A 14,535-nucleotide genomic window follows, 5' to 3' on the forward strand; every position below is an offset into this window, starting at 1 on the left:
GCCGCCTTCTTTTAAGCGCGCTTTTGGTTACTTTTCTCGCGCGAGAGAAAAGTTACCCGCCATAAGCCTGCGGAGCAGGCGGGCGGAATATATTTTGACTTGTCGAAGCCCGCACCGCGGGCGGTGGCAACAAGCTGTTTGCCAATGAGGCATTGAAGGCGCCACCGCAAGAGCGCGCGAAGCGCGCCGGGCGAAACAGATTTTGAAGTGTCGAGGCCACCACCGCGTGCGGTAGCGCCAATATCAGAAGGTAGCAAGAGGCTGGATGCAGCTCCCTATGGGCACCCTACGCAGTGGCAACCAACATCAATCAAATTGATCACGAATCCCGGCCAACCAGGGCCGTACGGAATCAACCGCCCGACGGGTGGCGTTGAGTGAAGTGAACTCGATCTGCTCGACGGGCGACGAGCCCATTTTCTGCATGGCATGCAGGTCATAGGTGACGGCCTCGAGCTGGGCGATGAAAGCCGTTTCGACGCGGTTGTAATACTGCAGTTCACGCTCGCCGGCCGGCAGCGCCCGGGCCACCACCACGTAGCGGGCGCCGGCATCCAGCGCCGGGTCGGCAAGGCCGGCCAGGTCGAGTTCTTCGCCCTGGACGTGATCGCGGTAACCGCTAATGAAATTGGGCTGAACGAGCGGATGGGATCCGCCGCGCAAGGCCGATTCGATCTCGCGCACCATGGGATCGGCGATCACCGGATCGCCGACGCCGAGGACCACGATACCGCGCGGCGGTGGCGGTGCAGCTGGCCGGCTGGGTGCGTCGGATTCCGGAACTGCAGCAACTTCGGCTGCGTCTGAATCGGCCATGGCCAGGCTGCGATCATCGCTTTCCGCGGATGCCGGTGTCGAGGCATCGGCGGCCTGGTTACCAGGGCCTGCCTGTTCCGGCACCGACGAGGAGGCCGCCGCCCCATCGGCAACCGCAGGAGATTCGCCCGGCGCCGACTCCTCGGTTGGCGAGCCACCGACCGCCGACTGGGACTCGCCCGACTCACTCTTCAAGCCCGCTTCCGAACCGCCGCCTTCGTCGATTGGCGCCTGTTCACCCGAGTCTCCATCGGCCACCGCCAGGCCGGCCCGGGCCAACTCTTTGGCATCCGTAGCTGAAGCCTGCTCGTCTTGCCCGGACGCGGCCGCACCATCTGCGTCGGTATCCGCCGTGGCCGCATCCGCCAACGCCGTTTCGGATTCAGTGGCGGCCGATGCAGCAGCGGCCGGCTGTTCTTCACCGCCGGGCAACCAGGCGGTCATCTTGTTCCAGGTCGACGGTGCCACGTACGCAAGGCCGAGACCGGCGGCGGCCAGGGCCAGGACGAGGACAAGCACGATCGCAACGGCGGCGAATGAACGTCGGCGTGGCGCCGCTTCCTGTTGTGCCGGCACGGGATGCCGGCTTTCGGTCTCGGTCTGCAGCACGGCAGTTGCTTCCGGCGCACTGGCGGTTGCAGCCGCCGTCTGCCGGGCCGTGCGTTCGGTCGCCAGCGCCGCGGTCACTTCCCGTTCGGCCGTCGACGGGCCGGAATCCGGGCGCTCGACCGGTCCCGTGCGGCCGGTCTTGAGCGGTTCCATGTCCGTCAGCAGGCCCGACCAGTCGGCATATCGGTCCCCCGGCTGGACAGCCAGCAGGGTTCGCAGGATTTCGACGACCCGCTCGTCGACCTTGCCCTCGACCGCGGACAGGTCCGGAAAATCGCCGGCGGCCAACTGCGTGAAGGTCTCCTTGAGATCGCGCCCGGGCATCAATCGCTGGCCGGTGAGCATTTCGTACCAGACCGCGCCGAGCGCGAACATGTCGCTTCTCGAATCCACCGGGCCGCCGCTGAGCGCCTCCGGCGGCAAGTAGCCGGGCGTGCCCATGATCGACTGGCTGCCCGACTCTGACTGCTCGGCAGTCACGCAGGCGATGCCGAAGTCGGTCAGGACGGCTCGGCCCCGCCGGTCGATCATGATGTTGCCGGGCTTGACGTCGCGATGGACGATTCCCTCTTCGGCGGCAGCCGAGAGCGCATTGGCCGCCTGCTCGGTCACCCGGCGGGCCATTTCGGGCGAGCACTGGCCCTCACGGTCGATGAAGTCGGCCAGCGACTCGCCGTCGACGTATTCCATGACGAAGTAGGGCTTGCCCTCGTGCTCGTCGGCGACGAAGATCTGGGCGATGTTGGGGTGATTGAGTGCAGCCACGTTGCGTGCTTCGCGCAGGAACCGGGCGACGACGATCTCGTCGGCACTGAGTTCCTCGCTCAGGCACTTGATGGCGATGAAGCGTTCGAGCTTTGGGTCGAGCGCCTTGTAGACCACACCCATGCCACCGCGGCCAAGCTCGCTGATGATGTGATAGCGCCCCAGTACCTGTGCCATGACTGCTTCCTCCTTCCCCTTGTCCCTCCGCCGCTACGCCGGCTGCCTGCCAGCGAATATAGCAAAGGGAGAGCTAAACTCCGGCTGAACCGGTTCCGGCCCGGTTCATCGCTATTCTTAGATAACGTCAAACCCGCTGAAAAACGGTCAGCGCGCCTTTTCGGGCCCGGGAAGGGACGAGTCAGTCAGTGTCGACGTAGACGCTGACCTCGCGCGTGGCGCGGAAGGTGATCTCGGGATGGCGTTCCTCGGCCAGCTGCAGGTTCACGCGGGTGGGCGCCAGGTAAACCAGGCGGCCGCCGCCATCTTCGGCCAGGTGCTGTTCGTTCTTGTTGCGGAATTTCTCCAGCTCCCGGTCGGAGTCAGCACTGACCCAGCGGCAGGTGGCGACATTGACCGCCTCGAACACCGCCTCGACGTTGTATTCCTCTTTCAACCGATAGGCCACCACGTCGAACTGCAGCAGGCCGACGGCGCCGACGACCAGGTCGTTGCCGATCAGGGGCTTGAAGAACTGCGTCGCGCCTTCTTCCGAGAGCTGGGTCAGTCCCTTGGTCAGGGCCTTGAGCTTGAGCGGATCCTTGAGCTGTACCCGTCGAAACAGCTCGGGCGCGAAGCTCGGGATGCCGGCAAACTGCAGTTTCTCGCCCTCGGTAAAGGTATCGCCGATGCCGATCGTGCCGTGGTTGTGCAGGCCGACGATATCGCCGGGGTAGGCGTATTCGGCCGTGGCGCGCTCGTCGGCCATGAAAGTCAACGCGCCGTGGGTGCGCTGTTCCTTGCCGATACGAACGTGATGCAGCTTCATACCCTTCTCGAAGCGTCCGGAACAAACGCGCATGAAGGCCATGCGATCACGGTGGGCAGGGTCCATATTGGCCTGCACCTTGAACACGAAGCCGGTCACCTTTTCCTCGGAAGGATCGACGTCCCGGCTCAGCGTGGCGCGCGGCTGGGGCTGGGGCGCGTGCTCGACAAACTCGTCGAGTAGCGGAATCACGCCGAAGTTATTCAGCGCCGACCCGAAGAACACCGGGGTCTGTTCGCCCTTGAGGTAACGCGCCAGGTCGAAGTCGTGGCTGGCGCCGGCAACCAGTTCGATCTCGTCACGCAGTTCGGCTGCCATGTCGCCCAACGCCTCATCGGCCTCGGGCGAGTCGATGCCGGCGATGACCTGCGGGTCCTGGCGCATGTAGTTCTTGCCCGACTCATAGATATGGATCTCGTCGCGGAGCAAATGGTAGATACCCTTGAGGCGCCGTCCCATGCCGATCGGCCAGGTCACCGGCGCGCATTCGATGCCGAGCACTTCCTCGACCTCGTCGAGCAGCTCGATCGGCTCTCTTCCCTCGCGGTCGAGCTTGTTGATGAAGGTAAAGATCGGCGTGTCGCGCATGCGGCACACGTCCATCAGCTTGATGGTTCGCTCCTCCACGCCCTTGGCGCAGTCGATGACCATCAGCGCGGAGTCGACGGCGGTCAAAACGCGATAGGTATCCTCGGAGAAGTCGGCATGGCCCGGGGTGTCGAGCAGGTTGACGATGCGCTCGTGGTAGGGAAACTGCATCACCGAGGAGGTGATCGAGATGCCGCGCTCCTTTTCCATCTCCATCCAGTCGGAGGTGGCATGACGCGAGGCCTTGCGCGACTTCACCGAACCGGCGAGCTGGATCGCCCCGCCGAACAGCAGGAACTTTTCGGTCAGCGTGGTCTTGCCGGCGTCGGGGTGCGAGATGATCGCAAACGTTCGCCGGCGTTCGATTTCGTCGGTCAGTCGGGGCATCGTGCAGCCGTTGAAGGAAAACGCGCCATTATACCGGCGCGACCCACTCCGACGCACGGGACCACCACGCCGGATTTGCGCAACTCGGACCGCTTCAGTAGTATCCATCCAGGGGAATTGGTTTCGGCGGCGGTAGCTTCCCCGTCCAACGCCTGATCTATCCCAAGCTGGCTGATTATTCCGTGGGAGATAAGCAATGATTTCTTTTCGCCGCGTCACCCGGCACTTGCTGCCAGCTTGCTTACTCCTTACCATGCTGACGCCCGTCAGCGCCGAAATCACCGATACCGAGCGCGATATCCTTCAAGCCTTCTACGAGGCGGCCAACGGCGATGAGTGGTTTCGCAACGACGGCTGGCTGCAGCCCGGTAGCGATCCCTGCGACTGGTACGGGGTCGAGTGCCGGTCCCGATCCGAAAACGAGCGCGACCTCGTACACGCCGTGGAGCTCCCGGGCAACAGTCTCTCCGGCACGCTGGACACCCGCATCTTCGAGATCGTCCATGATCGCCTGGATCTGAGCGACAACGAGCTGGGTGGCACCCTCGATCGCCTGCCAGCTTCCCCTGGTCGGGTCGATCTTTCAAACAATCTGTTCGACGGCAGCCTGCCGGCCGAAATGAGCGCGGAAACCTCCGACTTCAACTGGTATCTGGACCTGTCCGGCAACGATTTCGAGGGTGAAGTCCCCGAAGGCTGGGATGGGCCAAAGTGGTTGAGCCTGGCCAACAACCGCCTCGAAGGTATGCCAGGAAATCTGCTGGAGGATGCACCCAGAGGCGGCGGCCGGTTTCTCGACCTGTCTGATAACCAATTCTCGGGGGCACTGCCGACCTCCCTGATGGAAGGAAGCTTCATGCCGCACAACGGTTCGAGCCGCTGGGGCGGCGGCCTGAACCTGTGCTGGAACGACTGGGCAATCCCCGAGAACGTCGAATTTCGTGAGTGGCTCGAGGAACATCATGTCGCCGGCGAGTTCGAGAACTGCCTCTCCGGCGAGCGCCAGCCCATCAACCCGGCGATCAGCGGTAGCTGGTTCGATCCGGATCGCAGCGGCGAAGGCATCGTGGTGCACACACTCGACAATGGAACAGTGCTGAACTACTTCTTCACCTTCGACGAAAACGGCAAGCAGCAGTGGCTTGTCGGCGCCGAATCTGCGGACGAGGACAGCGTGTCCTGGCGCGAACTCCTCCGCACGAGGGGCCAATTCGACTCCGGCCTTCTGGAGGATGAGGAGAACTCAATCGAGAACCGCGGCAGCTTCCGAATTGACCGACTGGGAAGCGATCGCATCATGGCCGAGCGCGTCTACATCGACGAGACCAGCAACTCCTGTGTGGTGCCCTATCCGCTGCCGCTTAGCTGCTACGGCAACAGCCTGTCCGATCGGCGCGAGTATCAGCGACTGTCGAGTCTGGCTGGCACGTCTTGCGCCAATCAGTCGACTCATCAGGAATTCTCAGGTGCCTGGTACAACCCCGAGCGCTCGGGTGAAGGCTTCATTCTGGAGGTGTTGCCCGATGATCGCGCCGTCATTTACTGGTTTACCTACACCCCGGACGATTCCGGCCAACAGGCCTGGATTGTTGGTGTCGGGGAGTTCGAGAGTGGCATCGACATCGGAACACCACTCCCTGGCGGTGCGGTTGCGGCGCTCGACTTCGACGCGATGGTTCAACCGGTCGGCACCGCGTTCGGCCCCGACTTCGACAGCAGTGAAATCAATAATATCGACTGGGGCAGCCTGAGACTGGCGTTCCATGAAGACGGCAGTGCAAAAGTATCCTGGGACTCTGAGCTCGACGGGTACGGCTCCGGTGAATCCTCCCTCGAGCACCTCGCGCAGCCCATGCTGGCCGAGTGCGACTGAACCTTACTACTCGGCCGTGAGCATTTGCCCCGGCTCCGGGGCAAATGCCTGTCCCCTCTCTCCCTCGAACTCGAACGGTACCGAAGTCAGCTCCATGTCGCGATTGACCTGCACGGCGAAGTGCAGGTGCGGCCCACTGCTGTAACCGGTATTGCCCGAGCGCGCGATGCGATCGCCGCGTTCGACGCGCTGGCCCTCGCGCACGAGCACACCTTCGTAGTCGAGGTGGGCATAGAGCGCCATCGAGCCGTCCTCGTGGACGATGCGCACGTAGTTGGCGCGCGGACCGTCGCGTTCGAGATCCTCGCCGGCTTTATGAAAGTAGCGGGCAACCGCCATCACCACGCCTTCGCGCGCGGCGTGCACGGGCGTTCCCACCGGCATCTGGATGTCGACCGCATGAAAACCGGAAGGGCTCTTGTGGCTGTACTCACCACCGAAGGCCTGGCCGACGCGAAAGCGACTGCCCGGCGCGATCGGCGGTCGATACGAGCGCCTTGGCGCATGCTCGGCCTCGATGCTTCCGGGCAGGCTGGCCGTCCTGAAGCGGTAAGAAGAGGAGCGGCGTTCGTTCAGCGGCCCCAGCGTGACCAGTTCACGCTCCTCGAGCGCGTCGAGCACGAAGTCCGCCGGTAGTGGAGGCTCGCTGACCACGTTGTTGGCCTCAGCCAGGGAAACACGAACCGTCACCGGCCCGTGGATTCGATTGCGGAACAACCAGACCCGATTGGCTTCGGTCCCGGCCTTGACCACGTCGACCAGGCGCTGCGGCTCGGCCCGGGCACGCTGGATGGTGACTTCACGATCGGTCTCCGGCTTGCGATCGGTGAAGTGCTGGATCCCCTCCTCGTCTTCCCAGATATAAATCGTCTGCCCCATTGCCCCCAACGACAGCACCAACCCAAGACCCAGGACACAGAGCCGCCAGATCAATCCACGCCCAGCCCACTTCACACTCAACACTTCACACTTAACACTGCGCATCAACACTCGATGACATTCACAGCCAACCCACCCCTTGAAGTCTCCTTGTACTTCGACTTCATGTCGGCCCCGGTATCGCGCATCGTCTTGATTACCTTGTCGAGGCTGACGCGATGCTTGCCGTCGCCGGCCATGGCCATGCGCATGGCGTTGACCGCCTTGACCGAACCCATGGCATTGCGCTCGATGCAGGGAATCTGCACCAGCCCGCCGACCGGATCACAGGTCAGGCCCAGGTTGTGCTCCATGCCGATCTCGGCGGCGTTCTCGACCTGACCCATGCTGCCGCCGAGCGCGGCCGTCAGCCCGCCGGCGGCCATCGAGCAGGCCACGCCCACTTCGCCCTGGCAGCCGACCTCCGCGCCGGAAATGGAGGCATTCTCCTTGTACAGAATGCCGATCGCCCCGGCGGTGAGCAGGAATTCGATGACGCCATCCTCGTCGGCGCCCTCGATGAAGCGCCGGTAGTAGTGCAGCACCGAGGGGATGATGCCGGCCGCGCCGTTGGTCGGCGCGGTCACAACCCGCCCGCCGGCAGCGTTTTCCTCGTTGACGGCCAGGGCATAGAGGTTGATCCAGTCGAGCTGGTCGAGGTTGTCTTCCTTCGCGCGCGCAGCCAGCTTCTTGTACAGCGCCGGCGCCCGGCGCGAAACCTTGAGGCCGCCGGGCAACGTTCCTTCCATGCCGATGCCGCGATCGACGCATTCCTGCATTGCCGCCCAGATCGTCAGCAGGCCGTCGCGAATCTCGTCTTCGCTGCGCCAGGCAGTCTCGTTGGCCAACATCACGTCGCTGATGCGCAGATCGTGATCGGCGCAGATGGCGAGTAGTTCGTCGCCGGTGGTGAAGGGATACTTCATCGGTGTCTCGTCGGCGACGATTCGGTCGGCCGCCGCCTCGTCGGCGTTGACCACGAAACCGCCGCCGACCGAGTAGTACTCGCGCGAAAGCAGCTCGTTATCTTCTGCATCGAAAGCGGTGAAACGCATGCCGTTGGGGTGGTGCGGCAGGGTCTTGCGCTTGTGGAAGACCAGATCCTTGCGCAGATCGACGGCAATCTCGTGCTCGCCGGCCAGGCGCATGCGGCCCGACTCGGCGATCTCGTCCATGCGGCGCGGAATATGATCGGGATCGACCCGATCGGGCATCTCGCCCTCCAGACCCAGAATCACGGCACGATCGGAGCCGTGACCGCGGCCGGTGTGTCCGAGCGAACCGAACAGGTCCGTCTGCACGCGGGCCACCTCGCCTATTTGGCCGGATGAGGCCAGGCGATCGATGAAAGTCGCCGCCGCTCGCATCGGGCCGACGGTGTGCGAGCTCGACGGACCAATGCCGATCTTGAAAAGGTCGAAAATACTGACAGCCATGATTCGAAGTGTAGCGTCTTTGCGCCTTCGACAACATCGGAGCGTACTGGATTCATTGACGCTAAAATGCAACACTCTGCGACCGCAAACTGCGCCGAGAACATCCATGAAACTCAAGTTCTACACACGCCCGGACTGCAGTCTGTGCGACAAGGCCGAAACCCTGCTCGCCGAAGGCGGCTTCGGCAGCGCCTACGAAAAGGTCGACATCGAATCCGACCTGGCGTTGCTCGACCGCTACGGCGACAAGATTCCGGTGCTGCACAACACCGAAACCGGCGAAAAGCTGTCCTGGCCGTTCACCGCTTCGCAGGTGCGCGAACTGGTCGCCGACTGACGTGAAGCAGGCCATTTCCCACGTCGACGCCGGCCGGCTGGAGCAGGCGCTGCTGGCCGGTATCGCCAACGTGTTTCGCCAGCGCGATCACATCAACGCGATCAACGTATTTCCGGTTGCCGACAGCGACACTGGTACGAACCTCGTCTTTACCCTGGCGAGCGTGCGGCGCGCCATCGAGGGTCGGCCTTCGCGCAACCTGCCCGAACTGCTGCGGGGCGTGGCCGATGCCGCGCTCGACGGCGCACGTGGCAACTCCGGCGCGATCATGGCGCAGTATTTCCAGGGCTTGAGTGAATCCTCGCGCGATTTCCAGGTGCTCGACGGCGAGCGCCTGGCCACGGTATCCGCCGCGGGGGCGCGCTCGGCCTGGTCGGCCATGTCCGAGCCGGTGCCCGGCACGCTGCCCACCGTGCTGGAAGACTTCGCCGATGAGCTCATGCGTGTCGCTCGCGACGGCGTCGACGACATCCGCGAGATGTTCCGGCGCGGCCTCGAGCGCGCCCGCAAATCACTGGCAGGTACGCCCGACCAGCTGGCCGCCCTGCGCGAGGCCGGCGTGGTCGACGCCGGCGCGCAGGGCTTCGTCGACCTGCTCGAGGGCATCTGGGGCTACATGCAGAGTGGCAAAATCCCGCGCTTTGCCGACAAGGCCGAAGTGCCGCCGACCACCAGCGCAGGGGAACACGCCGCGCCGGACAAGCACCGTTTCTGCACCGAATGCCTGATCGAGGGCAATGATCTGGACGTGGCCGGCCTGCGGGAGCGCCTGGACGAACTCGACGCCAGTTCCCTGGTCGTCGCCGGCGGTGAACGCCGGGCCCGCGTACACATTCATACCGACAGCCCGGGCGAGATCTTCAGCCTGTGCGGCGAATTCGGCGAGCTGACGCAGCAGAAAGCCGACGACATGACCCGCCAGCATGGCCTGATGAATCACCAGGGCCAGGTCGCCATCCTGACCGACTCGGCCGCCGACCTGCCGGCCGAGGAGATCGAGCGCCTCGGCATCCATGTGGTGGCCGTGCGGCTGAACTTCGGCGACGAGGAGTTCCTCGACAAGCTCACCATGACACCGGCGCAGTTCTACGCGCGCCTGGCCGACTCCCCGGTCCACCCGCAGACCTCGCAGCCGCCGCCGGCCGATTTCCGGCGGCAATACGAACTGCTGACCTCGCATGGCCTTGAAGTGCTGGGCGTACAGCTCTCGGGCCGGCTCAGCGGCACCCTGCAGGCCGCGCGCCAGACCGCCGAGCGTGTCGACCCCGAGCGCATCGAGGTGATGGACACGCGCAACGCCGCCTGCGGCCAGGGCCTGATGGTGCTGTGGGCCGCCGAGGCCGCAGCGAAAGGCTGGGAGCGAGTCGCCATCCGCTCAAAGCTGACGGAAATGCGCGGGTCGTTCAAGACATTCGCCCTGGCGCGCGATCTTAGCTGGGGTGTGCGCGGCGGACGCATCAAACCCTGGATGGAGAAGCTGGCGCGCAATCTGCGTCTCAATCCGATCCTGACCACCTCACCCGAGGGCGACCTCGTCGCGCGGGGCGTGATCGCCGGGCGCAAGCGAACCGTGGAGAAGTTCGCCCGCTACCTTCTGCGCCGGATGAAAGACGACGCCACCTACCGCATCATCATCAGCCACACCGATGCCGAGGTCGACGCGAAGGATTTGCGCAAACGGATTCTCGCCGGCCATCCACGCGTCGATGCCTGTTGGGTGGTCGAAGCCAGCCCGGCCGTGGGCGCCCACGCCGGCCCCGGTACCCTGATCGCCGGCATGCACGTGTGGAAGCCGCCGGAGGCGCGCCATGATTGAAGTCGTCATCGTGCTCGTCGGTGGCTACCTGCTGGGCTCGATTTCCGGCGCCCTGTTACTTGGACGTCTGCGCGGAATCGACATTCGCGGCATGGGCTCGGGCAACGCCGGCGGCACCAATGCCCTGCGAATGGTCGGCTGGCAGTTCGCACTGGGCGTGGTCATCATCGACGTGGGCAAGGGTGCACTCGCCGCGGGCCTGTTGCCGCTGGCCGCCCCGCTGGTCGCAGCCAATCCGGTCGATTTCACCACCCTGGCCGCCATCGGCGCCTTCATGGCCGTCGTCGGGCATGTCTGGCCGGTGTTTTTCCGCTTCCGCGGCGGCAAGGGCGCGGGTACGGCCGTGGGCGCCATTGCCGTAGTCGCCCCCTGGTGCCTGGCGCCGCTGCTGCTGGTCTGGGTGGTGACCCTCGTCGGCACCGGTTACGTCGGCCTGGCGACTATCCTGGCGGGCCTGAGCCTGGTGCCCTCGATGTGGACGCTGGGTCCCGATCCCCTGCCCCCGGCCCTGGCCGCGCTGGCCATCGGCCTGTCCGTGCTGCTGGTCTTCACCCATCGCGCCAACCTGGCGCGCATGCGCGCCGGCGACGAGAATCGTTTCGAGAAAGCACGCCTGCTCAGGCGACGTTGAAACAATTTGATTTCATGAAACCCGGAATCCACGAGCTTTACGCCCGCCTGGCCGACGGCCGGCTGCATAACGGCGCAACACTGGCCGAAGAACTCGGCATCACGCGCGCGGCCGTGTGGAAGCGCATGCAGACGCTGCGCAAGATGGGACTGGAGATCTCGGGCACGGCCGGAGACGGTTACCGTCTCCCACACGCCATCGACTTACTGGACCAGGAAGTCATCAGGGGGCACATTGAATCGACCGGCGTTCACGTTGACGTCGCCGGGGCGGTGGACTCCACCAATGCCCGCCTGATGGCCGCAGGCAGTCCGCACGCCCACGCCCTGGTGGCCGAGGCGCAGACGGCCGGGCGCGGCCGGCACGGACGCGGCTGGCAATCGCCGCCGGGCAGCGGCCTATATCTGTCGCTGGCCTGGCATTTCGAGTCGGGTCTGGCCGGGCTGGCGCCGCTGAGCCTGGTCGTCGGCGTAACCGTGGCCGCAACACTTCAAGCCGCAAGCGGCGCGCCGGTGAGGGTGAAGTGGCCCAACGACCTGTTCGTCGCCGACGCCAAGCTCGGCGGCTGCCTGGTCGAGCTCGGCGGCGCCGCCGAAGGACCCTGCCGTGCCGTGATCGGCATCGGTATCAACCTGTTCCGGACACCGGCCATGGACGCCGTCGACCAGCAGGCAACCGCGCTGGAAGACCACGGGCGGGCCATCGACCGCAATGCGTTGGCCGCCGCCCTGATCGACGCGCTGGCCATCGCGCTGGCGGATTTCGATCGCAACGGCTTCGAGGATGTCCGGGCCCGCTGGCCCGATTTCGACACCCTCCGGGACCGGCCGGTCAGGGTCATTCGCGGCGATGGAACGGAAACCACGGGCAGCGCCCGCGGCGTCGATCGACAGGGCAGGCTGCAAGTCGAGACCGACGGAGAAACGGTTGCCGTGGCCAGCGGCGAGGTGAGTGTCCGTGTCCGCTGATCTGGTCGTCGATATTGGTCATGCGCGAATCAAATGGGGCCGCGTTCACAACGGCCTTCTCGAGGTGGGTAGCATCGGGCACGGGCAAACCGAGTCGCCGAATGCGCTGGTCACCGCGCTGGACGAGATGAACTGCGATCACGCGTTGCTGTCGGGCCAATCCCGGCCCGAATCGGTCGCGCGAATTGCCGATGTTCTGCGACAAGCCGGCATGCAAGTCGATATCATGGCCACCGGTGATCGTGGGCTGCCGGTGGCACCAGCCTACGATTCGCTGGGTTGCGACCGATGGCTGGGGCTGCAGAAGCCCCGCCTGGAAGGGCAGGACCCTTTCGTGGTGGTCGATAGCGGGACGGCCATCACGGTCGATCTCGTCGACGGCAACGGGCGCCATCGCGGCGGCTGGATCATGGCCGGCATCCGGGCGGCTCGCGGCGGCTTGTTCGCCTGCGCGCCGGGACTCGACGTGCCCTTGCCCAAAGCCGCGGAAATCGACCAGCCCGCCCGCGAAACCGGCGCGGCGCTGGCACGAGGCGGCCTGATGCTGGCCGCCGGCGGAATCGATCGCGCGGTACGCGCGGCCGAGCACGCCGTCAAGGATCATGTCAGCCTGTGGCTGACCGGGGGAAACGCCGCCGAGCTGGCTCCGCTTCTCGAGCGACCGGCCCGGCACGAACAGCACCTGGTGCTTCACGGACTGGCCATTGCAACGCAAGCGAAATGAATGCTCTCAACTGGCGCTGGATCACCGTCGCCCTGATCGTCGTCAACGCCGTAATCTTCGTGATCGGACGCCTCGATGCGTCCCCGACATCGGACCGTGACGGTGAACTGCCCGAGCTCGATCCCGGTCTGCCCAGAGCCGAGTTAGTCGGGTCGCCGGGCAGCGAGGAAGGCGAATCCGGTCCGGCGTGCTACACGCTCGGCCCGCTGCCGACCCTGCTCGCCCAGCAGCGCGCCAGCGACCGCCTGGCACCTTTCGCCAGCCAGTTGCAGACCCGCCAGACGGAAGCCGACCGTGATCGCGGCTGGTGGGTGTATCTGCCCGCAGCCGACCGCAGCGAAGCGCTCGATCTTACGCGTGACCTGGCCGGGCGCGGCGTCGAGGACTACTATGTGGTCGCCGGCGGCTCACTGGAGAACGCGGTCTCCGTCGGTCTCTACGAGAACATCGAAAACGCCCGCGATCGCCAGCGACGGATTCGGGCTCTGGGCTTCGATGCCCAACTCGAAGTGCGGCGCGAAACGGTGCCGCAGTTCTGGGTGGACTACCGGGTCGAACCCGGTGAATCCCCGCCGTGGCGCTTTATCGTGCGCGCCTCGCCCGGCGCCCAGCGCGTCCAGGTACCCTGCAGCGATTACAGCCTGAGCGGAGACTGAAGCATGGAATTCCGATTGCGCGCCCGGATCTTCTCCAGCCCGGCCGGCCCCTGGCTGCGGCTGATGCGATTCGATCGTCCCATCGGCATCGCCCTTTTGCTCTGGCCCACCTGGTGGGGCCTGTGGTTCGCCGCCGGCGGCGTGCCCAGCATCAAGAACCTGGTGATCTTCACGCTCGGGGTCATCGTCATGCGTGCGGCCGGCTGCGTCATCAACGACTACGCCGACCGCGACCTCGACCCGCACGTGCAGCGCACTGTCGACCGCCCCATCGCCGCCGGCGAGATCGCCGCCCGACACGCGCTGATGCTCTTTTTCGGCTTGCTGCTCATCGCCTTCATGCTGGTGCTGCTGACCAACCAGTTGACCATCCTGATGGCCTTTTTCGGCGCGCTGCTGGCCGCAACCTACCCCTTCTTCAAGCGCTTCACGCATTTCCCGCAGCTGGTGCTGGGCGCGTCCTTCAGCTGGGCCATTCCCATGGCCTTCGCCGCCGAAGCCGGCCAGGTACCGGCTCTGGCCTGGTGGCTTTTCGCCGCCAATTTCGTCTGGACGGTGATTTTCGATACCGAGTACGCCATGGCCGACCGCGACGACGACCTCAAGGTCGGCGTCAAATCCACCGCCATCGCCTTCGGCCGCGCCGATGTGCCCATCCTGGGCGCATTGATGGGCGTGATGACGGCGCTGCTGCTGACAATCGGGCTGCGCTACCTGCCTCACCCAGCCTGGTTCACGGCCGTGGCGCTGGTCTTCCTCCACTTCCAGCTCCAGCTCTGGCGCATCCGCGAACGCGATCCGGCGGCCTGTTTCCGCACCTTCCTGAGCAACCACTGGGTTGGATTGTTCATCTGGCTCGGTGCGGCAGTGGCATTGTGGGGTTCTGGGTAGCTCGTACGTCGCGGATGTGACCGCGACCTACGCCGCCTTCGATCCGACAACGCGGCGAAGCCGCCCCCCAAGCCCTGGACTGACCCCGCTTTCGTAGACACTTTTCGTTACGGGGTGGCTCCGAAGGCTGCCGGG

12 protein-coding genes are annotated in these 14,535 nt (G+C 65.1%); 8 read left to right on the forward strand and 4 right to left on the reverse strand.

Going from position 1 to position 14,535, the window contains the following annotated elements; all coding sequences use genetic code 11:
- Positions 1 to 306 precede the first annotated feature (306 nt).
- Together DZK26_RS10095 and DZK26_RS10100 are read right to left on the reverse strand one after the other, a co-directional pair.
- Positions 307 to 2,367 carry a serine/threonine-protein kinase gene (locus DZK26_RS10095; RefSeq protein WP_116898736.1) on the reverse strand — a complete coding sequence of 687 codons (2,061 nt, stop codon included), beginning with the start codon at positions 2,365 to 2,367 and terminating at the stop codon, positions 307 to 309.
- Between the two features lie 181 nt (positions 2,368 to 2,548).
- Positions 2,549 to 4,150: a peptide chain release factor 3 gene (locus DZK26_RS10100; RefSeq protein WP_116898735.1), complete on the reverse strand. Its 1,602-nt coding sequence runs from the start codon at positions 4,148 to 4,150 to the stop codon at positions 2,549 to 2,551.
- A gap of 196 nt (positions 4,151 to 4,346) precedes the next feature.
- On the opposite strand from DZK26_RS10100, the gene DZK26_RS10105 reads away from it, so the two are divergent.
- Entirely contained in the window at positions 4,347 to 6,023 is a 1,677-nt protein-coding gene (locus DZK26_RS10105) for a hypothetical protein (protein ID WP_116898734.1), read from the forward strand.
- A 6-nt stretch (positions 6,024 to 6,029) separates the two neighbouring features.
- On the opposite strand, the gene DZK26_RS10110 is transcribed toward DZK26_RS10105, so the two are convergent.
- Both DZK26_RS10110 and DZK26_RS10115 read right to left on the reverse strand, forming a co-directional pair.
- Entirely contained in the window at positions 6,030 to 7,007 is a 978-nt protein-coding gene (locus DZK26_RS10110) for a M23 family metallopeptidase (RefSeq protein WP_116898733.1), read from the reverse strand.
- Complete coding sequence (locus DZK26_RS10115; RefSeq protein WP_116898732.1) at positions 7,007 to 8,377, reverse strand: L-serine ammonia-lyase; 1,371 nt, start codon at positions 8,375 to 8,377, stop codon at positions 7,007 to 7,009. The genes DZK26_RS10110 and DZK26_RS10115 overlap by 1 nt, the downstream gene beginning before the upstream one ends.
- A gap of 106 nt (positions 8,378 to 8,483) precedes the next feature.
- Between DZK26_RS10115 and DZK26_RS14345 the strand changes: the two genes are divergently transcribed.
- From DZK26_RS14345 to ubiA, 7 genes are read left to right on the forward strand one after another with little or no spacing between them, the layout of a single operon-like run.
- Positions 8,484 to 8,714 carry a glutaredoxin family protein gene (locus tag DZK26_RS14345; RefSeq protein ID WP_181918442.1) on the forward strand — a complete coding sequence of 77 codons (231 nt, stop codon included), beginning with the start codon at positions 8,484 to 8,486 and terminating at the stop codon, positions 8,712 to 8,714.
- Between the two features lies 1 nt (position 8,715).
- A complete protein-coding gene (locus tag DZK26_RS10125) occupies positions 8,716 to 10,530 on the forward strand; it encodes a DAK2 domain-containing protein (protein ID WP_116898731.1) in 1,815 nt (604 codons plus the stop codon).
- Positions 10,523 to 11,161, forward strand: coding sequence for a glycerol-3-phosphate 1-O-acyltransferase PlsY (gene plsY, locus DZK26_RS10130; RefSeq protein WP_116898730.1), 639 nt, complete (start codon positions 10,523 to 10,525; stop codon positions 11,159 to 11,161). The genes DZK26_RS10125 and plsY overlap by 8 nt, the downstream gene beginning before the upstream one ends.
- Before the next feature lie 14 nt (positions 11,162 to 11,175).
- Positions 11,176 to 12,129 (forward strand): biotin--[acetyl-CoA-carboxylase] ligase, encoded by a 954-nt coding sequence (locus DZK26_RS10135; protein WP_147306692.1) that lies wholly within the window; start codon positions 11,176 to 11,178, stop codon positions 12,127 to 12,129.
- On the forward strand, positions 12,119 to 12,853 hold the full coding sequence (locus DZK26_RS10140) for a type III pantothenate kinase (protein WP_181918441.1): 735 nt from the start codon (positions 12,119 to 12,121) through the stop codon (positions 12,851 to 12,853). The genes DZK26_RS10135 and DZK26_RS10140 overlap by 11 nt, the downstream gene beginning before the upstream one ends.
- A complete protein-coding gene (locus DZK26_RS10145; protein WP_116898727.1) occupies positions 12,850 to 13,509 on the forward strand; it encodes an SPOR domain-containing protein in 660 nt (219 codons plus the stop codon). The genes DZK26_RS10140 and DZK26_RS10145 overlap by 4 nt, the downstream gene beginning before the upstream one ends.
- 3 nt (positions 13,510 to 13,512) lie before the next feature.
- Complete coding sequence (gene ubiA / locus DZK26_RS10150) at positions 13,513 to 14,400, forward strand: 4-hydroxybenzoate octaprenyltransferase (protein ID WP_116898726.1); 888 nt, start codon at positions 13,513 to 13,515, stop codon at positions 14,398 to 14,400.
- Positions 14,401 to 14,535: the final 135 nt, after the last annotated feature.

It is taken from the genome of Wenzhouxiangella sp. 15190 (assembly GCF_003417465.1).
Lineage (GTDB): Bacteria > Pseudomonadota > Gammaproteobacteria > Xanthomonadales > Wenzhouxiangellaceae > Wenzhouxiangella.

Coding starts and splice junctions, on each gene's coding strand:
- DZK26_RS10110 (WP_116898733.1), bottom strand. CDS start 7,007: ATGCGCAGTGTTAAGTGTGAAGTGTTGAGTGTGAAGTGGGCTGGGCGT.
- DZK26_RS14345 (WP_181918442.1), top strand. CDS start 8,484: ATGAAACTCAAGTTCTACACACGCCCGGACTGCAGTCTGTGCGACAAG.
- DZK26_RS10145 (WP_116898727.1), top strand. CDS start 12,850: ATGAATGCTCTCAACTGGCGCTGGATCACCGTCGCCCTGATCGTCGTC.
- DZK26_RS10100 (WP_116898735.1), bottom strand. CDS start 4,150: ATGCCCCGACTGACCGACGAAATCGAACGCCGGCGAACGTTTGCGATC.
- ubiA (WP_116898726.1), top strand. CDS start 13,513: ATGGAATTCCGATTGCGCGCCCGGATCTTCTCCAGCCCGGCCGGCCCC.
- DZK26_RS10095 (WP_116898736.1), bottom strand. CDS start 2,367: ATGGCACAGGTACTGGGGCGCTATCACATCATCAGCGAGCTTGGCCGC.
- plsY (WP_116898730.1), top strand. CDS start 10,523: ATGATTGAAGTCGTCATCGTGCTCGTCGGTGGCTACCTGCTGGGCTCG.
- DZK26_RS10115 (WP_116898732.1), bottom strand. CDS start 8,377: ATGGCTGTCAGTATTTTCGACCTTTTCAAGATCGGCATTGGTCCGTCG.
- DZK26_RS10105 (WP_116898734.1), top strand. CDS start 4,347: ATGATTTCTTTTCGCCGCGTCACCCGGCACTTGCTGCCAGCTTGCTTA.
- DZK26_RS10135 (WP_147306692.1), top strand. CDS start 11,176: ATGAAACCCGGAATCCACGAGCTTTACGCCCGCCTGGCCGACGGCCGG.